Below are 21,213 nucleotides of genomic sequence, written 5' to 3'. Positions count from 1 at the left end.
GCCCCACAAACTGGGTAAAAATAATGAAAACCTATAAAACTTATTTCCAATACCCAAGCTTCGCTTGGGTATGAAATGGTTACTTTAGGAATGAACTGGGGCAACGCTTCCGTGAGTGGTCTCCAGATTCGCTTGCGAATCGCTTAGACAACAATGTTTTTTCCATAGCACTATCGCTAGTTGTTATTTCTTATACTAGCTAGTAAGGGGTCAGGGGGGCTTAGAATTGCGAAGACCGCCCCCCTAGACCCCTTAAAACCCCTACCCCCGTCACGCCCCCTTAGTGGGTGAGATGACAAGGCGTAGCGGGCTTTGGTTTGTTAGCAGTTCTAAAACTGCTTGCCTTTGTCGCGCTTGTGTGCTGTGAAAAATCGGAAACAAGGTTGCAGAAGTATAACCGCCGATTTTTCGCAAGGAGACACAAGCAAGCGACTTCCCCGCCCTTGTTTGCCGAAAAGAAAAGCGGAGGCTTATTCTTTTCGGGGTTAAAGGCGGGGTTAGGGGTGGGATAAACCTCTTTTCTTTTGCCATAAGAAAGTTTAAGGCATTAGAAGAGATAGCAGGCGGAAGCCTTTAGGGATAAACACCGATTGAATCGGTGTAAGCGGTCTTCAGGTTCGCTTCAGCGAACCGAGTTAAAATCCTATGAAACTGGGTTGATGATGTGCGAAGCACAGAATAACCCTGAGCTTTAGGAACGTAGGGCAGTTTCACTGCCCGTAGTGGTCTTCAGGTTCGCTTTGAGCGAACCGAGTAAAAAATAATCTTTAGGAGCTAAAATGAGAAAAAAATGGGTAGAACAACGCAAAAATGATAAAATCAAAACACAATTATATTATGCTAAAAAAGGGCTGATCACTCCCGAGATGGAATACATCGCCAATAAGGAAAATTTGAGCGCTGAAAGTGTGCGTAAGGAAGTGGAAAAAGGCAGGCTGATTATCCCGGCAAATATCAATCATACCAATCTTGAGCCGATGGGGATTGGCGTGGCTTTGAAGACAAAAATCAATGCAAATATCGGGAGTTCTGCGATTATTAATTCGATCGATGAAGAAGTCGAAAAGCTCAAAGTTTCGATCAAATATGGTGCAGACACCGTGATGGATCTCTCTACTGGCGGGAATCTCGATAAAATCAGAGAGGCAATCATTGGGGCTTCTAGCGTGCCAATCGGGACGGTTCCGATGTATCAAATCCTCCACGATGTCAAAAATGACGTGATGAAGCTCGATATTGATGTGATGCTTGAGGTGCTAAAGAAGCAAGCCCAACAAGGTGTGAGCTATTTTACGATCCATTGTGGGTTTTTGCTTGAGCATATGCCCTATGTGAGCCGAAGAAAAATGGGGATCGTGAGTCGGGGTGGGAGCTTGATGGCAAGCTGGATGATGCACTATCACAAGCAAAATCCATTCTATGAGGCGTATGATGAGATTTTGAAAATCTGTCAGGAATACGATGTGAGCTTGAGCTTGGGGGATTCTTTGCGACCAGGTTGCTTAGCCGATGCGAGCGATGAGGCACAATTTGCAGAGCTCAAGGTATTAGGCGAGCTTGCCAGACGAGCCTATGAAGCCGATGTGCAGGTGATGATCGAGGGTCCTGGACACGTGCCACTCAATCAAATCGAGCGCAATGTCAAGCTCCAAAAAGAATACTGCAACGAAGCCCCGTTTTATGTATTGGGTCCTTTGGTAACAGATATTGCAGCGGGGTATGACCATATCGCTAGTGCGATTGGGGCGTGTGTGGCGGCGTGGAAAGGCGTAGCGATGTTGTGTTATGTTACCCCAAAGGAACATCTGGGCTTGCCAAATGCCAAAGATGTCAGGGAGGGTATTTTGGCTTATAAGATAGCCGCACACGCTGCAGACATCGCTCGTGGCAGGGTAGGGGCGAGAGATAGGGATGATGCGATGAGTGATGCACGCTATGGATTTGATTGGAACAGACAATTTGAGCTGGCTTTGGACCCTGAAAGGGCGAGGGAATACCACGATGAGGGGCTACCTCAAGAAGTTTTCAAAGAAGCAGAATTTTGTTCGATGTGCGGGCCAAAATTTTGTAGCTATAAAATCAGTCAAGATATTTTTAAAGAATACGCCCAAGAGCCACAAACCCAAGTTTAATAAGTGGGTTTGAGCTGGCTTTCTCGCTTGTCGTTTGTGCTGGATTTGTGAGGATTTGAAACCTATAAAGTCAAACAATTGGGGTATTTTTGTAAAAATACCCGGGGTTTATGGGTAATTAAGCTTGATTGCATTATAAGATTTCTGCATTTTTAGAAAATGAATGTAGGGTAGCTAACCGCCCGAAGTGGTCTTTAGATTTACAACGTGAATCAAGTGGAAACCTTAGAAACCTATTTCCAACACACAAGCACTGCTTGGGTGTGAAATGATAACTTTAGGAGTGAAGCAAGGCTTTGCCTGCTGTAGTGGTCTTCAGGTTTGTTTTTCTAAAACAAACCGAGTAGGCATAATGTTTATGAGGCTTTCGCCTGTAAGCTTTTCTAATGCTTTAAGCTTTCTTATCGCAAAAGAAATTTCACCCGCCCGCCCGTTGTTTAACCCACGAAAAGAATAAGCCTCCGCTCCTTTTCGGCAGGACATTTAAACGATGGGAGGGGAAGTCGCTTGCTTGTGTCTCCTTGCGAAAAATCGGCGGTTACACTACTGCAACCAAGTTTGCGATTTTTCACAGCACACAAGCAACGACAAAGGCAAGGCGGTTCAGAATTTCAAACCTTAGATGGCTTTAAAATCCTATCCGCTCACAAACCCAGTCCGCTACGCCCTGTCATCTCGCCCACTAAGGGGGCGTGCAGTGGGTTTCTGACCCACCCACCCGATTGTTGCAAGGGGGCGGGCGACGCTTCGCAGGTAGAACCCGCCCCCTGCATAGATAAAAAAATAAAGAATAAAGCAGGCTGGGTTTGATATTGGTTTGTGAATAGAAACCTTAGAAAACGGGTTGATGTCCCTGCGAATGCAGGGCATAACTCGGGTGGGTGGGTCAAAAAACTTTAGGAATGAAGCAAGATTTTACATCTTGCGGAGTGGGTCTTCAGATTTGCTAAAGCGAATCAACACCGATAAAACTTATCTCGAATACCCAAAGCAACGCTTTGGGTATGAGATGGTTACTTTAGGAATGTAGCGGGGCTTTGCCCTGCGGAATGATCTTCAGGTTCAGTTTTATAAAACTGAACCGAGTAAAAAAATAATATAAAAGGAACGAAAATGATCACGCAAGATACAATACTAGAAACACTAAAAACGATTATATACCCCAATTTTGAAAAAGATATTGTGAGCTTTGGTTTTCTCAAAAACATCACATTGCACGAGGATAGATTGGCACTTTTGCTAGAGATCCCATCGAGTGCGCCAGAGGTTTGTGAAGAACTCCAAAAAGAAATCAAAGCAAAGGTCTCTGCACTAGGGATCAAAGAATGCCAAATCGATATTAAAACCCCGCCCAAACCCCAAAGCCAAGCCCCCATCACCAAAAATCTCGCCCCGCAAATCAAGCATTTTGTAATGATAAGTTCGGGCAAGGGCGGTGTGGGCAAGAGCACCACGAGTGCCAATATCGCTATCGCATTAGCCCAGCAAGGCAAAAAAGTTGGCTTGCTCGATGCGGATGTTTATGGCCCCAATATTCCTAGAATGCTTGGACTCAATACACAGAAGCCAAATGTCGATAGTAGCGGGAAAAGACTGATCCCGCTGAAAGCATTTGGTGTGGAGATGATGAGTATGGGGGTCTTGTATGAAGAGGGCCAAAGCTTGATTTGGCGAGGTCCAATGCTGATGCGTGCTATCGAGCAAATGCTTACCGATGTGCTATGGAGCGATTTGGATATTTTGGTGATGGATATGCCTCCAGGCACAGGCGATGCGCAATTGAGTATGGCACAAAGTGTCCCGGTGAGTGCGGGGATTACGGTTACCACACCCCAACAAGTAAGCCTAGATGATAGCTCAAGGAGCTTGGATATGTTTGTGAAGCTCCATATCCCTATCGCAGGAGTGATTGAAAATATGAGCGGGTTTGTTTGCCCAGATTGCGGGAAAGAATACGACATTTTTGGCAAAGGCACGAGTGAAGTCATCGCCAAAAAATACCATACCAATATCCTTGCAGAAATCCCTTTAGAGCCAAAGGTCAGAGAGGGTGGCGATAGCGGGAAGCCGATTGTATTTTTTGATCCTGAGTCATTTAGTGCCAAAGCCTATGTCAAAGCCGCGCTTGCTTTGATAGAATTTCTAAAAAAAGTTGAAGAAGAAAAATTGGCTGATAATCAAAGTATCCAGCCTACCCAGGATAATTCCCATCTGCATAGCTAGTCCAAACGGGCTAAAAGTATTTTTTTGGGCTAGGTGCGATGGTTGATTTTTCCAAAATACCAAAAAGCAACGATAGCTAGGATACCCAAAGGGGCTAAAATCCCTATTTCGGGTAAAAATAGCCCGCTGATACTAAGTTTGCCTAGCGCAAAAAATAATCCCCAGATCACAAGTGAAATCACAATAAATTCAAAGCTTAGCAACGCTAAGTTGCCATATCGTGCCAAACTCGGGGTGTAATAGGCGATAATCATCGCAGTCAATGGCACAAAAAAGGGAATCAAAATAAAGCTATAAAGCATTGCACGCACTTTTTCGCTACCGGCATTTTGATGTTTCAATATCACGAGGGATTGGACCGCATCAACGATGGATACAGAGGGTTTGTTTTGATAGATCGTATCTAGGATTTTTGGGCGGAAGCCTTTGAGGATTTTTAACTCTTCAAGATGTGTGATACCTAGCCCCTTGCTACCGAGCAAAAAGACTTCTGGAAGCGTGGAAATACTGGCATTTTGAAGCACCCAATAGCCGTTTTGAAAATGCGCGGTTTCTGCTTGGGTAAAGGATTTTAAAACACTATCTTGGAGCTGGAAAATTTTGATGTTTTGGGCTTTTTGCAGGATCGGATAAATCTTGCCAAAATAAACATAATCTTGCCCGTATTTGACTAGCAAATCTTCTGTGGTATTTGAAAAATTGCCCTGATAGATGATCGCCTCTGCCTTTTCTTGGGCATATACAAAGGGGGTGGCATTCAAACCGATATACCCTAGACTAAACAATAAACTGATGATAAGGATGGGTTTTAGCACGGCTTTTTTGGAAAAACCGATGGCGAGCAAGGCGGTGTATTGGTTGGATTTGATCATACTGATATAAAAAATCACCAACCCCAAAAGCAAGGATATTGGCAGGGTGTAATTGAGCGCATAAAGCCCATCATAGACAAAAAACAAGATGGCGAGGTTGGCAGAATCGGGGAATTTATCGACATATTTGAGGCTGTCAATACTGATAAAAAACATCTCAAGCGCACAAAAAATAATAAAAACATATTTGAGATAATAATACCCCACGAATCGAAAAATCATTGCGATGCCTCTGAATCGATGTTTTTGGGCTGAGTATTTTCGGGCTTGATGTTTTTACTAAAACGCCCTTGCAGGGAAGAAAAATCGTTATTTTGGATGAAAAACTCCAGTGCTTCTGTGGCGTGCTTGAGTGTGTGGGATTTGACTTCAGACTCTGCGGGAGCAAATGCTTGGAGGACATAATCAACCACGGGGATTTTTTCATCCCTGCCAATCCCAAATCGTAAGCGGTAATAATCGCTCCCATAAAGGCTGTCAATGGATTTGAGACCATTATGCCCTCCGCTTGAGCCACCTTTTTTGAATCGCACGCAACCTAGTGGCAAATCAAGATCATCGTGGGCGACAAATAACATCTCGATTTTGTAAAACCCCATCAACGAGGCGATGGACTCACCAGAGAGATTCATAAATGTTTGGGGTTTGCATAAAAATACATTTTTTGAGGGAAATTTTGCGATTTGGGCGTTAAATTTGACAGAAAAATCAAAACAAATCCCAAGATTTGAGGCGAGGGAATCTAAAATATCAAAACCGATATTGTGCCGTGTGTGCTGGTATTTTGCGCCTGGATTCCCCAATCCTGCAATCAAAAGGGATGCCATTATGTTGTTGGCTTATTTGGCTTTGATAACGCCCACAACAGCAACAGATGGATTTTCGATGATCTTTACTTGGGAGGTTTCAGCCAAATCTCTAACCAAAACAGAATCGCCCACATCGAGCTTGGAGACTTCAATATCATAGCTTGCGGGTAGATTTTCAGGTGCGCTTTCTACGGTGATCCGTTTTTTTGAAAGCAACAAAACCCCTTTGTTTTTTAGCCCGACAGGTGTGCCGCTGACTTTTACAGGGACTTTGTATCGGGAAACTACCCCTTTTTGAGCCAAGAGCAAATCAACGTGGATGATTTGGCTAGTTACGGGGTCTTTTTGATACTCTTGCACGACGACTTCAAGGGTTTGTGAGCCCACTTTTACGGGGAAAATCAACGTGGTTTTTGTCTTTATGGTTTTGATAAAGTCATTGACTTTAAAAGCGCAATGAATATTTGCCACCCCTTTGCCGTAGATATTGGCAATTAGATAACCATCATTCTTCAAGGCTTTGGCATTTGCCTTTGAAATACTCTCTCTAATTATTCCTTCTAACATTTTTTATCCTTTTGTGAAATTAAAGCGTTGATTTTAGCCAATAAAGGCTTTAAAGTTTCTAAAATCAGGCTTGAAATTTTAGCTAGAGATGGTGCGCAATAAATCTTCAAACGATTTAATAAAAGCTCCCAAACCCTCTTGCATTAGGGTTTTATAAAGGGTAGGCATATCAATACCTAGATTTTTGATTTTTTGCATTTGGCTTGCTAAATCTTTGGGGCTTAGGGGGGTTTTTAGCTTATGGGATGAGGTTTTTGCAGGGTTTTCTATATAGGCTTGGATGGCATCAAGGGGTGCGGTGTTGATACAATGAGCCAACAAAAGTGCGTCAATGTAGTAGTCTTTGGGGAGTTCGGGGGTTTTTACACCTGTTGAGGCAAAGAGCGTTCGGGTGAATGGGTCGTGCTTTTCTTCGATGAGATGGTAGCATTGCATTGCGTTATAAATCCCGATTTTAGTCTGCAAATCGGGGCATTTTTCTTGCAAGAGGGAATCGATTGCACGATCAAATCGCGATACAAATACACTGATAACCGCACGATTTTGCTCGCAATCTGAGGAGGTTTTGGCATTTTTAAAAATATCTGAACAAATTTTTGCTTGCTGGGGTGAAAAAATCAATGTCGCATTGATGGAGATATTGCTCCTAAAAAGTGCGTCCATCACCTCATAACCCGCCTCTGTGGCAGGGACTTTTATCATCACATTTTCTGCGTCTATGGTTTGAAAAAGTCTCTTGCCCTCATCGATACTTTTGGGGGCATTTTCTCCTAGAAGCGGGTCGATCTCGATACTGATATAGCCATTGTCTTTGTTGGCTTCCCATAAGGGTTTGAGGATAGAAGCAGCTTTTTTGATGTCTGCAATGGCAAGGGCTTCATAAATATCTTTGGCTTTTTTGCCTTTGAGTGAGGTGAGCTGGCTTTTGTAGGCCGGTGAGGTCAAGATCGCATTGGCGAAAATGCTTGGATTACTTGTCGCGCCTTTGATGGCTTCTTTTTGCAATAGGGTTTTGAAGTTATTTTCTAAAAAATCCCTTTCGACAAAATCACACCATAGACTAAAACCTGCCTGTTTTTGGCTTTCATCGATGGTTTGATGGTCAGTTTGATTCGCCATTTTTTTGATGGTCTCCATAAAAACTCCTCTAATTTTTTGGTATTCTAACGGATTTGGGCTTAAGGCTTAAATCCTGCCTAGTTCTGCTAAAGCCTCCCTCACGATTTCTCTATCATCAAAATGATGGCTTTCCCCCGCGATGATTTGGCAAGTCTCATCGCCTTTTCCCAAAATCAACAAGACTTCATCAGGCATTTGTTCCTTTACGGCTTGTTTGATGGCTTTTTTTCTATCGGGTTCTATGGTGAGGCGGTGGGAATGGTTTTGGGGGAAATCTTTTAAATACGATTGGGGGATACCAGCAAGGATGTCATTGATGATGGCATTAGGGTCTTCTGTGCGTGGATTATCAGAAGTGATGGTGATTTTTTGGGCATAGTTGGTAGCACATTCACCCATTTTGGGGCGTTTGCTTTTGTCTCTATCCCCACCAGCCCCAAAAACTACCGAGATTTTTTTGGATTTGAAGCTTTCAAAGATTTGCTTCATCCCATCGTGGGTGTGGGCAAAATCGACAATGATAAGCGGGGTTTGCGAGATGACTTCCATCCTGCCACTCACGCCTGCGAAGTTTTCAAGATGTTTGGCAATATCTTGGAGTGAGGCTTGGGTCAGGCATTTGATACAAGCAAGCGCTGCTAGGATATTATAAAGATTATGAAGCCCATAGAGCGGGGAATCGATCAGGGTTTCTTCGATAGTTGTTTGGGGTGTTTTTTGCCCGTTTTGTTTGGTAGAAAGGCTGGCGTTTTCTTTCCAGTTCAAATGCGCGCTAATCCCTTGAGTGAGCGAGTAAGCATTCACGCTGAGATGGGTTTTTGAGCTGATAGCATAGCCACGGGCGTTTTTGGGATTAAAAAGCGCTTTGGGTTCATCACGATTGATGATTTTTAGCGTTTCATCATCAAAAAAACTATTTTTCACCCGAATGTATTCTTCCAAACTTTTGTGATAATCAAGATGGTCGCTGGTGATATTCGTAAGGATTTTCGCACAAAAGCTTAGCCCCGCAATGCGTTCTTGCTCGATGGCGTGCGAACTCACTTCCATCACAAAATATTCACAACCTAGCAAGGCGGCTGTTTCTATGTCTTTATAGAGTTCTAAAACCCCGGGCGTGGTCAGCCCTTTTGGCTTGATTGGTTTGTCATTGGCAAAAAACCCCCTCGTGCCTAGCAACGCACACGAATGCCCCATATCCAAGAGGATCGAATAAATAATAGCTGCGGTGGTGGTTTTGCCATTCGTCCCTGTGATACCGATGATTTTGGGTGTAAGACTAAAATGGTGCTTTAGATCCCCTGCGTCTAGTATATCAAGCCCTTTGGTGGCAATCTCATCTGCAAATCTTGCGTTTTGCTTCGTGCGAACAAACAAGACATTTGGCTCACTAAGCACGCACCTCGTATCATCGCTCAAAAAAGAATATTCCTTGTGGTTGTATGCAATCTGTTTGGCTATTTTCACTTGGTTTTTCTGACCGCCTTTTGGAGAATTTCGTTGATTTTTTTATCATAAAGCGTGAAATGGCGCATATTTTCGATATAGCTGATAGCCATCTCATAAAAACCATTTTCTACCAAAAGCTCCAAAAAATCATAAAAATCGTTTTTGTTGGTGAAAATAATCTTGCTACTAAACATCAGATTTTGAAATATTTCTTTGAAGTTTTTATTCTGGCACATTTGCTTGAAATCTCTATACAAAATCCCATCAATACTTTCGGCTTTGAAAGCATCTTCATCATAGAGAATATGTGCCATCTTGTTGAGGTTGGCATCAAAAGAATCGATGAGTTCTAAAATCTGTTTTTGCACTTTGGTTCTTTTGGCACGGGGCTGGGTGTCGATGAGGTTTTGATAGAGTTCATAAAAACCACTGGCTTCTCTGGGAAATTCCATCGCCATATCGGCGATAAAAAGACCGATTTTCGCACTCAAATCGTCTTTGTCCAAAAAAAGTGCTTCAGAGAACAAAAACAGCGCACTTTTGTATGCCCCATTCCCAATAGCCTTGAAACCTTTGTTGATAAGAGTTCGTTTTTTAGGATTATTATTGATTTGAAATGTATTTTCCATCAAATCTCCTTGAAATTTTAGAAGTTTTTTGTTTCGCCACCGGGGATATTGATGACTTCAATATCGGGGTGAATATCGGTTTTGAGCTGTTTTTCTACCCCAAATTTGAGTGTATTCGCACTCGCAGAACAACTTCTGCACGCCCCCTCAAGGCGAACATATACTTTGGCGTTTTTGATCCCTAGCAAGGTAATATCCCCGCCATCAAGCGTGAGAGTGGGGCGAATTTTTTGAATCGACTTTTCTACAGGCTTTTTGAGTTCTTCATCGCTGAATGGAAACATCGCTTTCTCCTTGTAGATAATTATAGGTAATTTGGGATTTATAGCATAAATTTTTGTGTTTTTGTAAATATGATTTTAGAAGATAAGTAATCATTTACTAGGTATTTGTCGTTGCTATCAAAATCTCTAAAAATTGGGCTGATAATCGTGTGCTAGCAGGGTATAACTCAGATGGGCGGGTTGAGATACTTTTTAGGAGCGAAGCGAGGCTTTGCCTCTTGAAATATTCTTCAGATTCACGCAGTGAATCGTTTAAACAATAATGATTCTTTTCCATAGCCGTGCAACTAGTAATTTTTTCTCATACTCGCTAGAAAGGGGAATGGGAATTCCCACCCACCCTATCTGACTTGCGAAGCGCTATTGGGTGGGCGGGTAAAAGCTCACCCCTTTAGAACCCCGCCTCCCCCTGCACGCCCCCAATACAATGTAAGATTAAAAAGCGTAGCTGGCTGGGCTTGCGAGCTGATAAGATTTCCAAACCTTAGAAACCTATCTTGAACGCACAGCCAAAGGCTGGGTGTGAGATGATTACTTTAGGAGCGTTTGGAGGCTTGCCACCAAAAAGCGGTCTTCAGGTTTGTTTTTACTTTGGTAAAAACAAACCGAGTAATCAAATAAGTTAGCTTTATTGAAGTTTTTGGTATGATGTGCCGAAATTCTAAGGTTTGGAGATACCAACGTGGAGATCCAGGACATCAATCAGTTTCAAAAAGCGAACAAGAAACTTCAAAAAGAGAGTTCAAAAATCGCCATTGTGATGGTTTTTGCGGTTTTTATTTCCATTATTGCCCTGTATTTTGGAAATACTTCCAATCCTTTGCTTTTAGTTTTTACCACCATTATTGGTGGGTATATGGCGATGAGTATTGGTGCGAATGATGTTGCAAACAATGTCGGGCCTGCGGTGGGTTCCAAAGCCATCACGCTTTTTGGGGCTATCATCATCGCAGCATTTTGTGAGGCTCTGGGCGCTATCATTGCAGGCGGTGAGGTTGTCGATACCATCAAATCAGGCATTATCGATCCCATCAGTATCGCTGATCCCAAAGTCTTCGTGGGTGTGATGATTGCCGCTCTAGTTTCTGGGGCAATCTGGGTGCATTTAGCTACGATCATTGGCGCACCGGTTTCAACGACACATTCTATCGTTGGGGGTATCTTGGGTGCAGGCATTGCTGCAGGTGGCTTGGGAGTTGCCAATTGGGGCGTTTTTGGTAGCATTGTGGCAAGCTGGATTGTCTCGCCGTTGCTGGGGGCTTTGATTGCGATGATTTTCTTGATGGCTATCAAAAAGACCATCACCTACAAACAAAACAAAAAACTCGCAGCCAAAAAGGTTGTGCCATTATTGATTTTTATAATGACGTGGGCATTTACGCTGTATTTGATGTTAAAAGGATTAAAAAAAATTTATTCTATTGATATTTCTTTTGCTTTGGGAATAAGTTTTTTGTTCGCCGTTTTGGTGTATTTTCTCATCAAACCATTGGTAGCCAAAAAGGCTCTTAGCCTCCAAAATACAAAAGAAGACATCAACACCCTTTTTACGATCCCTTTGGTTTTTGCTGCGGCGTTATTGAGCTTCGCACACGGGGCAAATGATGTCGCTAATGCTATCGGTCCGCTTGCTGCTATCAATCAGGCATTAGGCAGTCTTGAAAGTGTCGGTAAAACCGCAAGCGTGCCGTTGTGGATTATGGTAATTGGGGGGCTTGGGATTTCTTTGGGATTGGCACTTTATGGACCCAAGCTCATAAAAACCGTTGGCAGTGAAATCACCGAGCTTGACAAAATACGGGCTTTTTGCATTGCGATGTCAGCGGCTTTGACCGTGTTAGTTGCTTCGGCTTTGGGATTGCCAGTGAGTTCGACGCATATTGCTATCGGGGCGGTTTTTGGGGTGGGATTTTTGCGCGAGTATCTTAAAAAAAGATATTATGAAATGCAACAAACCATCATCAATGCACATAGTGGCAAAGATTCAAAAGCTATTGAGGAATTTTTGGAAAAATTCAATAAAGCTAGCGTAAAACGAAAAGGTGCGATGTTAGAGAGTCTCAAAAAGATGGACAAAAAATCCAGCCTGCCAAATCTCAACAAAAAAGAAAAAAAATCGCTCAAAAAAGTCTATAAAAATGAGTTGGTCAAGCGGAGCGCTATCAATAAAATCGTTGCTTCTTGGATTATTACCGTGCCGGTTTCTGCGGTTTTGGGGGCGGTGGTTTATTTTATCGTGATGGCAGTGGGACCTGAACTTTAAATCATTTGGAATATGTTTTTATGATAAAATATTTTTATTATTAGGACGTATCCGATATTTCGGCACATTGATGGCATTTTAAAATCGCGTTCTAAAATTTAAGGAGTATTAGTTGGACCCGTATGAATCGGTTTTGATGTTTATTTTTGCGATATTTTTGGTGTTTTTAAACGCCTTTTTTGTTCTTTCTGAGTTTGCGATTGTTAAAGTGAGAAAATCCCGTCTTGAAGAACTCTCCAAAACAGGGAGCTTGAATGCCAAGCTGGCTTTGAAGATTTCTCATCAACTCGATACGTATCTGAGTGCGACGCAACTAGGTATCACACTCTCATCTCTTGCGCTTGGTTGGATAGGGGAGCCAGCGGTTGCTAGGCTTATTGGTATCCCACTTGCGATGCTTTTTGGGGAAAATGTTATTTTACTCCATACGATCAGTTTTATCATCGCCTTTACGCTCATCACGCTTTTGCACGTGGTTTTAGGCGAGATTGTTCCCAAATCTATTGCGATTGCCAAATCTGAAAAATCCGCCCTTTTTGTTGCGCGACCTTTGTATTCTTTTTGGGTTATTTTCTATCCTGTTATCCGACTTTTTGATATTTTGGCGGCGTTTTTTCTCAAGCGTATCGGTATCGAGCCTGCCAGAGAAGCTGAAAGCGCGCATTCTGAAGAAGAGCTTAAAATCATCGTCGGGGAAAGCCTCAAAGGTGGCGTGATTGATTCGATTGAAGGGGAGATCATCAAAAATGCTGTTGATTTTTCTGATACGATTGCCAAAGAGATTATGACCCCTAGAAAAGATATGATTTGTCTCAATGCTGAAAAAAGTTATAAAGAGAATATCCATATCGTGATGGAAAGTCGCCACACACGATACCCGTATTGTGAGGGCAGCAAGGATAATATTATTGGGATGATTCATATCCGGGATTTGCTGATGAGCTCGGTATTTGATGCTAACAAGCACGATCTCAAAGCCCTTGTGAGGCAAATGATTATTGTGCCAGAAAGTGCCTCAATTTCTCAGATCCTCATCAAAATGAACAAGGAGCAAATCCATACCGCCCTTGTTATTGATGAATACGGCGGGACAGCGGGATTATTGACGATGGAAGATATTATTGAAGAGATTATGGGCGATATTTCTGATGAGCACGATCTCAAAACAGAAGATATGCACCGCATTGATGAAAATACTTATGAATTTGATGGGATGATGGATCTTGAGAGTGTCGAAGAAGCGATGGGCGTTGCCTTTGATGATGAATGCGAGCAGGTTACGATTGGCGGGTATGTCTTTGGTTTGCTGGGGAGATTGCCGGTTGTGAGCGATCGTGTGAGCGATAAATATTGTGAATTTGAGATTTTGAGTATGGATGGGGCAAGGATCAAAAAACTCAAAGTCCGCAAAATGCCCCAACCTGAGCAGATGGAGACAAAAGAGGCTTGAGGCTTTATATTTTTGGCAAGATTAATGTTTGTGCAAAAAATAAAGTCCCACGCAAATCGCTAGGATCGAAATAGAAAAATAAAGCATATCCACAGAGACCGCAATCCCCATATTGAGGACTTTTGAGAAAAATGCCACAATCAAAGCCATCACGATGACTTTTGCCAGCTTGTCTTTGAGCTGATCGAGTGTATGGATTTCTAGGACCTTTGAGCTATTCTCATCTTTGATGGTTATCTTGCGGATAAAAAGCTCATAAAGCCCGAATGAAAAGATAAGCAACACCACAGCAATCAAATACAAATCAATCGCTGAAACGATGGTATGCAACAAGACATTATGGATATCTGCATCCGCTCCTAGCAAGCCAACATAATATTTGTAAGTATTGATAACCGCCTTGATAACATCGATACTTGCCACGACAAAGAGCAGTGTAGCCCCCACCATCGAAAGCACGACAGCAAGGATGATAAAAAGCCTAGAGTTCCAAAGCAGTTTTTCAAATAATTGTTGGATAAAATTCATTCTCGCACCCTTTGATGGAATATTTTTAGGCGGTAATCATAACAAAAAATATTATGTTTTGCTTTTCATTATGTTTTACTCGGTTTAATTTTTTCTCTGAAAAATTAAACCTGAAGACCATTCCAGCAGGCAGAGCCTGCTTCCATTCCTAAAGTAACCATCTCATACACAAAGCGAAGCTTTGTGTATTTGAGATAGATTTCTAAGGTTTTTAAATCTTATCCGCCAACAAACCAAAGCCCTCTACGCCCTGTCATCTCGCCTACTAAGGGGGCGTGCAGGGGGAACAGGGGTTTAAAGGGGTGAGCGGGGGGGGGGGGGCGCTTCGCAAGTCAGATAGGGCGGGCGGGAATCCTCAACACCCCTTTCTAGCTAGTATGAGAAACAATCACTAGTCGCACGGCTATGGAAAGAATCATTATTTTTACTCGATTCACGTTGTGAATCTGAAGACCACTCACGGGAGCAAAGCCCCCGTTCGCTCCTAAAGTTATTGGGTTATTCCCAGCTACCGCTGGTCATCAACTTGGGGCGGGTGGGTAAAATTTCTAAGGTTTGGAAACCTTATCCGCCAGCAAGCCGAGCCCGCTACGCTTTTTAATCCTGCATTGCATTGGGGGCGTGACGGGGGTAGGGGTTCTAAAGGGGTCTAGGGGGGCGGTCTTCGCAATTCTAAGCCCCCCTGACCCCTTTCTAGCTAGTATGAGAAACAATCACTAGTCGCACAGCTATGGAAAAAAATTATTATTTTTTACTCGATTCAGTTTAAAACTGAATCTGAAGACCACCCCAAGAGGCAAAGCCTCGCTTCGCTCCTAAAGTATTTTGACTCGCCCGAGTAATCCCCTGCTAGCACACGATTTCAGCCCAATTTTTAGTGGTTTTTATAAATATTGTGTTATAGTTACCGCATTTTTAGAGTTTGTGGCATTGTGTAGCAGAGGGGTAGTAGGATTTGCGTGATAAGGCGTATTTAATGAAAAATTTTTTTGTATTTTTTATTTTTTGTATCGTTTTTATTAATGTTTTTGCCGATAGTTTTACCCAAGAAACGCAAGAAAAAAAAGAAACAAAAGAGACCAAGCCAAAAGAAATAAAGCCCAGCACAATTGCTTTGGTGGATGAAGCCATCACGATCAAGCAAGCTTGGGAAAGGGTGTTACAACACCACGATGGTATCAAATCTGAAGAAATCGGTATCCAGCGTGCGCAAAAACTCAGCACAGCTACCAAGCTTTCATTTTTGCCAAGCATTGATCTGAGTGCATTTTACGTGCATTTGGCAAAGCCTATCGAGCTCGATTTGATCCAAGACAAAAGTTTGATTCCTCAAATTCCAACATTGCCACCCATCAACAGCTTTTTGCAAACGCTAGCTTCGCCCATCCCACTTTCCAAACAAGACATCGTAATGGGGGCGTTGAATATCGTTTATCCACTCTATACGGGTGGGGCGAGAATCTATGCGAGCAAAATCGCAGCTTTAGAGATCAAAGATGCAAACGAAGCCCTTCGATTAAAAAAACTCGCAACCTTTGAAGAGCTTGTGAGGATTTATTATGGCGTGGTGCTCCATCAAGAAGTGCTTCACGTCCTTGAAAATATACAAAACGGGCATTACCAGCATTATCAAAACGCCATAAAACTCCAAAAAGCAGGGCAAATCGCAAGGATTGAGGTTTTGAGCGCTCAAGTGGCATATGATCGAGCCAAAAACAAAACCGCAGAGGCAAAAAATTCTTTGGAGATCGCTTATCTGGCGTTTCAGACTATCTTGTCCTCTAAGGACAATCTTTTCCCCAGCTCACCGCTAAATCTTGGAGACAAAACCCTGCATATAACAGATTTTGGTGCGGATTTTTTTGTCAATGAAACACTCCAAACCTATCCGGCACTCAAGACTCTTGAAAACAAAACACTCAGTGCCAATGAAGTCAAAAAGCTCCAAATGAGCAAATTTTTGCCAAAAGTGGGACTTTTTGGGTCTTATGTGATGAAAGATAAGGATTCTATCTTAAACAAAATGATCCCTGATTGGTATGTTGGCATTGGGGCTTCCCTCCCGATCATTACGCCCGAGGGGCGGATTCAAAAATATCAAGCTGCCAAGCTTGCCCAACTCCAGCTTGAAGCACTAAAATCCCAAGCTCGAAAAGAACTCGAGCTTTTGACCCGCAAGACCTACAAACAGGTCGTTTCGGCTATACAAGAGTATGAAAGCTTGGATTCGAGTATCGAGCTTGCTAGAGAAAATCTCAAGCTTCAAGAAGAAGCGTTCAAGCAAGGGGTCGCAACGAGTGCGCAAGTCGTTGATGCTAGGAATGCGCTTTTGGCAGTTTTGATCGAGCAAAAAAGTGTTACATATAAAGCCATCACGTCGTTAGCGGATTTGATGGCTTTGAGCAATCATTTAGATATGTTTTATGATTACCAGCATTAGCCCAAGAGATCAAAAAGCTATGGACATAAAGGATGGTGTATGAAAAAAAATATTCAAATTTGGTTAGCAACTGCCATTGGGCTAGTCCTCTTGATATGGTTGGGTGGGACATTTTATATCGCTTATGCGCCCAAGCCCCAGATACTCCAAGGACAAATTAATGCGAGAGAATACAGCGTGAGTTCCAAGCTTGCGGGGCGGATTGATCAAATTTTTGTCAAAAAAGGCACACAGGTTAAAAAAGGGGATGTGATCTATACCATCAAAAGCCCCGAACTTGAAGCCAAGCTCACCCAAGCCCAAGCGAGCTATGAAGCTGCCAAAGCGATGAGCGATGAGACAAAAAAGGGTGCGCGTGTCGAAACCATCGTCTCCGCTAGGGATTTATGGGAAAGTGCCAAGGCGATGGCAGATCTCGCAGAAAAGACTTATCAGAGAATACAAGGGCTTTATGATAATGGCGTAGCAAGCCTGCAAAGAAGAGATGAAGCCTACGCAACCTACAAAAGTGCAAAATACCACGAAAACACCGCTTACCAGCAATACAAAATCGCGCTTGATGGGGCGAGTGCAGAAACTAAAAAAGCTGCCGAAGAAAAAGAAAGAGCCGCAGCAGGGCAGGTCAGCGAGGTGGAGGCGTATATCAAAGATATTGAAGCGTATGCACCTATCGATGGGGAGGTGAGCAATATTTTGCTTTATAGCGGGGAACTAAGCCCGAGCGGCTTCCCTGTAGTCCAACTTGTCGATATCAAAGACGCTTGGTTGCAACTAAGCATCCCTGAATCTTATCTGAAAGATTTTGCACTAGGATCGGAATTTGAGGGCTATATCCCGGCATTGGGACAAAATGTAAAATTTAAGGTCGATTATGTTTCTGTGATGGGCGAATTTGCCACGTGGAAAGCCACATCAAGCACGCAAGGCTATGATATGAAAAGTTTTGAGATTGAGGCCAAACCCCTAGGTGAGATTGCGGGCTTGAAAGTGGGGATGAGCGTGATGGTAACATTGCATTAAAGCGATGAATGGGCGATGAAACATTTCAAAAAACAAATCCAAAACCTCTGGCAAAATAAATTTTTGGCAATCATTTGCTTTGTTTTGCCCGTGTTTTTGGGGATATTGGTTTATAGTATTTTTTATATGGGCTTACCCCAAAAGCTCCCCATTGGCATTATCGATGATGATAAAAGTTTGCTAAGTAACCAGATCTATTTTAATCTGAATGCAACTTCTACGCTAGAGATAAAAAAAGTCTATGATTCGCTAGAGCGGGCAAAAATCGATCTAAGTAGTGGGGTAATTTATGGCGTTGTGGTTATCCCAGCAGGCTTGGAGCGCCATAGCAAAATCGGGGTGAAAACAACAATCCCTTTTTATTACAATGCCCAATTTGTGCTGATTGGCAAGGCAATCCAGAGTGCTTTTTTGCAAGTGATTGCCACGATGAATGCCAAAGCTCTCTTTGCAAAAGGGCTTGCAAAAAATGCTGACATCAACATTGCTCTATCAGAGGCAATGCCGATTATCTCGAATATCCACGCCCTTTATAATCCTAACAATAGTTACGCCCAGTTTTTATTGACACTGATTTTGCCGTGTATGTGGCAGATTCTCATTGCTTTGGGGATGCTAAATTTTTTGGGTAAGGCTTCAGGATATAAAGACACGCTCTCAGGCTTAATAATAAATAGCGTTATTTTTGTGTGCTGGGGGATGGCGATGATGGCGACTTTTAGCACTTTGGGGTATGCTCATTTTGGCAATATTGGGATAGTGTTTTTGGGCGTGGTGGTGATGGTGGGTGCGGTGAGTTCGGTAGTGATTTGCTTGCAATCTTTCTTGCGCGATAGCACCAAGACGGCGAGTTTTATTGCTGCTTATACCGCACCGAGCTTTGCTTTTGCAGGCATTACCTACCCGCAAAATAGTATGGATAGCTTTGCATTGTTTTGGAGTCATATTTTGCCGATTTCGTATTTTATGAAATTTTATTTACAGCAGGCAAATTACGCCCTTGATGGGCTCTATAGTCTCAAAACTATCGCTTTGATGTTGCCGTTTTTGCTTTTTTTGCCACTGGGTTTGCTCCTAGAAAGTTTGAGGGCAAAAAAATGAGTTTTTTTGCTGTGCTTTTTAAAGAATTTAAAGCCATTTTTACCAATATTTCGGTGGTTTTTGTTGTGGTGATCGGCTCGCTTCTTTATGCTTTTTTGTATCCCTCGCCTTATCGCAATGACATCTTAGATTCGCAAAAAATCGCCGTGGTCGATCGGGATAATACATCGTTATCAAAAAAGTTGATTTTTTTGGTGCAAGCTACGCCCCAAGTCGATGTAAAAGCCGTGTTTATCTCAATGAAAGAGGCAAAAAACTTGCTAGAAAAAGATGAGATTGGAGGGATTTTGGAAATCCCGCAACGATTTGAATCCAATGTGTATCGGGGAATCCCTAGCCGTTTGGATTACTTCGCTAATGCGTCGTATTTTTTGATTTATGGGGCGGTGATTGATGGGATTTTGAATGCAAGCAACGAGCTCTCAAACCAAATCAAGCACCAAAAAATCCTCCTAGAAAAAGACAGAGGGCATCAAAATACGCCACAAGATAGCGAATTGATCCAGCCTAATGCTATCCCGCTCTATAACCCGAGTGCCGGCTATATCAACTATGCTTTGGCTGCGATTTTGGTGTTTATCTTGCACCAGACGATGATTGCTGGGGCGGGGATTTTGGGTGCGTCTCAAAATCAAAAAAACCTTTTAATCCAAAAAAACCTCCAAAAAAACACTTCAGACCAAAAAAATATCGAAGAAAATCTCCAAACAAATTACTTCTATCTCGCCCCCGCCGTTAAACTTGTGCTTGCGAGAATCACGGCTTTTTCGATGATTTATATCGTGTTTTTTATATTTTATTTTGGTTTTTTATTCCAGTTTTATGGCGTCCATATCGGTGCAAATATCATTTCATTTTGGTGCTTTGCATTGATGTTTATTTTGTGTTGTGCGAGCTTTGGGGTTTTGTTTGGATTGCTTCTTTCTCGCCCTGCTTTGCCTACGCAAATTGTTTTGATTACTTCGTTGCCTTTGGTGTTTATGATGGGCTTTATTTGGCCCCTAGATCTCATACCCGCTCCCATCGTGTTTTTGGCACATTTTATCCCGGCATTTCACGGCATTGCTGGCTTTGTGCAGATGAATCAAATGGGCGCACCCCTTTTGGCAGTGATGGGGCATTTTTATTGGCTGGCAGCCTTGTGTGTTGTGGCGACAAGCTTGTCGATAATGATTTTGAAGCACAAAAAACAACATATTGGGGTTTTGAATGGATAAACAAAAGGCTTGGGAGGCACTCAAGGACGCTTTTCCTCATACGATCCCGATTATGCTCGGCTATGTGTTGATGGGGATGGCATTTGGGGTGTTGCTACAAAAAAATGGTTATGATTTTATCTGGGCGTTTTTTATGGCGGTGTTTATCTATGCGGGTGCGATGCAATTTGTCGCTGTGGGGTTATTGGCTAGTGGGGTGGGGATTTGGAGTGTGTTTTTGCTCTCTTTGATGGTAAATGCGAGGCAGATATTTTATGCTATCGGGATGTTGGGGGCGTTTGAAAAGATGGGGAAAAAGTTGCCTTATATGATCCACGCCCTCACAGATGAAACCTTTGCTTTACTCAATCTCAAAAAACCATCTCCTGGCATTGATAAAGCGTATTTTATGTTTTTTATTGCCTTGCTAAACCACATCTACTGGGTGATTGGCTGTGTGAGCGGGGCGCTGTTGGGTTCAAAAATCGTTTTTGATCCTGCGGGTATTGATTTTATTATGACAGCGATTTTTATCGTGATTTTTATCGAACATTGGAAAGCTAACCCTAGCCATATCCCCGCTCTCATCGGACTTATTGTGAGTTTTATTTGTTTGGTTGTGTTTGGTGCGGGGGTGTTTTTGCTCCCGGCGTTGGTGTTGATGACACTGATTTTGGGTTTGCTAAAAAACAAATTGGAGTGATGATGTTGGATGCGATAATGGTGGTGTGCGTGATTGTGGCGACGACATTTTTGATGCGTGTGTTACCTTTTGTAATATTTGGCTCAAAACGCAAAGCCCCTGATTTTTTGTTGTATCTCGGAAAGGTCTTGCCCGGTGCGATTGTGGGGATGTTGATTGTGTATTGTTTCAAGGATGTTGCTGTGAGCACTAGCCCTTATGGGCTCAATGAGCTTTTAGCGTTTTTATGCGTGGCAATATTGCAGATTTTGTTTAAAATGCCGATTGTGAGTATTGTTTCTGGAACACTTTTGTATATGTATTTGCTCCAAAGTTCTATTTTGAATTTGATTTTATAAAATTCTCCCCGAAATTCATCAATAATTAAGTTTTGATTCTGTAAAAATTTAAAAATAAAAATAAATACTATTTTTGTTTTTAAATAAAAA

The 21,213-nt window shown here is 42.5% G+C and carries 18 protein-coding genes; 10 read left to right on the top strand and 8 right to left on the bottom strand.

What is annotated here, in order from left to right:
• Window positions 1–779 precede the first annotated feature (779 nt).
• Both thiC and BJI48_RS00650 read left to right on the top strand, forming a co-directional pair.
• Window positions 780–2,132, top strand: coding sequence for a phosphomethylpyrimidine synthase ThiC (gene thiC / locus BJI48_RS00660; RefSeq protein ID WP_095330774.1), 1,353 nt, complete (start codon window positions 780–782; stop codon window positions 2,130–2,132).
• Between the two features lie 1,113 nt (window positions 2,133–3,245).
• Window positions 3,246–4,355, top strand: coding sequence for an Mrp/NBP35 family ATP-binding protein (locus tag BJI48_RS00650; protein WP_095330770.1), 1,110 nt, complete (start codon window positions 3,246–3,248; stop codon window positions 4,353–4,355).
• 29 nt (window positions 4,356–4,384) lie between these two features.
• On the opposite strand, the gene BJI48_RS00645 is transcribed toward BJI48_RS00650, so the two are convergent.
• The 7 genes from BJI48_RS00645 to BJI48_RS00615 form a co-directional block, all read right to left on the bottom strand.
• On the bottom strand, window positions 4,385–5,449 hold the full coding sequence (locus tag BJI48_RS00645; RefSeq protein ID WP_095330768.1) for an LptF/LptG family permease: 1,065 nt from the start codon (window positions 5,447–5,449) through the stop codon (window positions 4,385–4,387).
• On the bottom strand, window positions 5,446–6,054 hold the full coding sequence (gene pth / locus BJI48_RS00640; RefSeq protein WP_095330766.1) for an aminoacyl-tRNA hydrolase: 609 nt from the start codon (window positions 6,052–6,054) through the stop codon (window positions 5,446–5,448). Before pth ends, BJI48_RS00645 begins: the two co-directional genes overlap by 4 nt.
• A gap of 12 nt (window positions 6,055–6,066) precedes the next feature.
• The gene (locus BJI48_RS00635) at window positions 6,067–6,603 is read right to left on the bottom strand and encodes a 50S ribosomal protein L25/general stress protein Ctc (protein WP_095330764.1); all 537 of its coding nucleotides are present in this window, start codon (window positions 6,601–6,603) and stop codon (window positions 6,067–6,069) included.
• A 78-nt stretch (window positions 6,604–6,681) separates the two neighbouring features.
• On the bottom strand, window positions 6,682–7,722 hold the full coding sequence (locus BJI48_RS00630) for a transaldolase (RefSeq protein ID WP_095331072.1): 1,041 nt from the start codon (window positions 7,720–7,722) through the stop codon (window positions 6,682–6,684).
• Between the two features lie 66 nt (window positions 7,723–7,788).
• Window positions 7,789–9,189 carry a UDP-N-acetylmuramoyl-L-alanyl-D-glutamate--2,6-diaminopimelate ligase gene (locus BJI48_RS00625; protein ID WP_095330762.1) on the bottom strand — a complete coding sequence of 467 codons (1,401 nt, stop codon included), beginning with the start codon at window positions 9,187–9,189 and terminating at the stop codon, window positions 7,789–7,791.
• Window positions 9,186–9,800: a histidine kinase gene (locus BJI48_RS00620; RefSeq protein WP_095330760.1), complete on the bottom strand. Its 615-nt coding sequence runs from the start codon at window positions 9,798–9,800 to the stop codon at window positions 9,186–9,188. The genes BJI48_RS00625 and BJI48_RS00620 overlap by 4 nt, the downstream gene beginning before the upstream one ends.
• A gap of 17 nt (window positions 9,801–9,817) precedes the next feature.
• Window positions 9,818–10,084 carry a NifU family protein gene (locus tag BJI48_RS00615; protein ID WP_095330758.1) on the bottom strand — a complete coding sequence of 89 codons (267 nt, stop codon included), beginning with the start codon at window positions 10,082–10,084 and terminating at the stop codon, window positions 9,818–9,820.
• A 682-nt stretch (window positions 10,085–10,766) separates the two neighbouring features.
• Here BJI48_RS00615 and BJI48_RS00610 point away from each other — a divergent pair.
• Together BJI48_RS00610 and BJI48_RS00605 are read left to right on the top strand one after the other, a co-directional pair.
• Window positions 10,767–12,347, top strand: coding sequence for an inorganic phosphate transporter (locus tag BJI48_RS00610; protein ID WP_095330756.1), 1,581 nt, complete (start codon window positions 10,767–10,769; stop codon window positions 12,345–12,347).
• Between the two features lie 136 nt (window positions 12,348–12,483).
• The gene (locus BJI48_RS00605) at window positions 12,484–13,797 is read left to right on the top strand and encodes a hemolysin family protein (RefSeq protein ID WP_095331070.1); all 1,314 of its coding nucleotides are present in this window, start codon (window positions 12,484–12,486) and stop codon (window positions 13,795–13,797) included.
• A 21-nt stretch (window positions 13,798–13,818) separates the two neighbouring features.
• Here BJI48_RS00605 and BJI48_RS00600 read toward each other — a convergent pair whose 3' ends face one another.
• Window positions 13,819–14,325, bottom strand: a complete 507-nt coding sequence (locus tag BJI48_RS00600) for a YqhA family protein (protein ID WP_095330754.1) — start codon at window positions 14,323–14,325, stop codon at window positions 13,819–13,821.
• 976 nt (window positions 14,326–15,301) lie between these two features.
• On the opposite strand from BJI48_RS00600, the gene BJI48_RS00595 reads away from it, so the two are divergent.
• Genes BJI48_RS00595 through BJI48_RS00570 form a run of 6 tightly spaced genes read left to right on the top strand, consistent with a single transcriptional unit; the run spans window position 15,302 to window position 21,123 of the window.
• Window positions 15,302–16,765 (top strand): TolC family protein, encoded by a 1,464-nt coding sequence (locus BJI48_RS00595; RefSeq protein WP_095330752.1) that lies wholly within the window; start codon window positions 15,302–15,304, stop codon window positions 16,763–16,765.
• 39 nt (window positions 16,766–16,804) lie between these two features.
• A complete protein-coding gene (locus BJI48_RS00590; RefSeq protein ID WP_095330749.1) occupies window positions 16,805–17,785 on the top strand; it encodes an efflux RND transporter periplasmic adaptor subunit in 981 nt (326 codons plus the stop codon).
• 15 nt (window positions 17,786–17,800) lie between these two features.
• Window positions 17,801–18,886 carry an ABC transporter permease gene (locus BJI48_RS00585; RefSeq protein ID WP_095330747.1) on the top strand — a complete coding sequence of 362 codons (1,086 nt, stop codon included), beginning with the start codon at window positions 17,801–17,803 and terminating at the stop codon, window positions 18,884–18,886.
• A complete protein-coding gene (locus tag BJI48_RS00580; protein ID WP_095330745.1) occupies window positions 18,883–20,103 on the top strand; it encodes an ABC transporter permease in 1,221 nt (406 codons plus the stop codon). Before BJI48_RS00585 ends, BJI48_RS00580 begins: the two co-directional genes overlap by 4 nt.
• On the top strand, window positions 20,096–20,785 hold the full coding sequence (locus tag BJI48_RS00575) for an AzlC family ABC transporter permease (protein WP_095330743.1): 690 nt from the start codon (window positions 20,096–20,098) through the stop codon (window positions 20,783–20,785). The genes BJI48_RS00580 and BJI48_RS00575 overlap by 8 nt, the downstream gene beginning before the upstream one ends.
• Window positions 20,785–21,123 (top strand): AzlD domain-containing protein, encoded by a 339-nt coding sequence (locus BJI48_RS00570; RefSeq protein WP_095330741.1) that lies wholly within the window; start codon window positions 20,785–20,787, stop codon window positions 21,121–21,123. The genes BJI48_RS00575 and BJI48_RS00570 overlap by 1 nt, the downstream gene beginning before the upstream one ends.
• Window positions 21,124–21,213 lie beyond the last annotated feature (90 nt).

The sequence above is a fragment of the Helicobacter sp. 11S02596-1 genome, assembly GCF_002272825.1.
Classification (GTDB): domain Bacteria; phylum Campylobacterota; class Campylobacteria; order Campylobacterales; family Helicobacteraceae; genus Helicobacter_J.
Note: the sequence above shows the minus strand (reverse complement) of the source record. Positions and strands in the feature narration are given on the sequence as shown.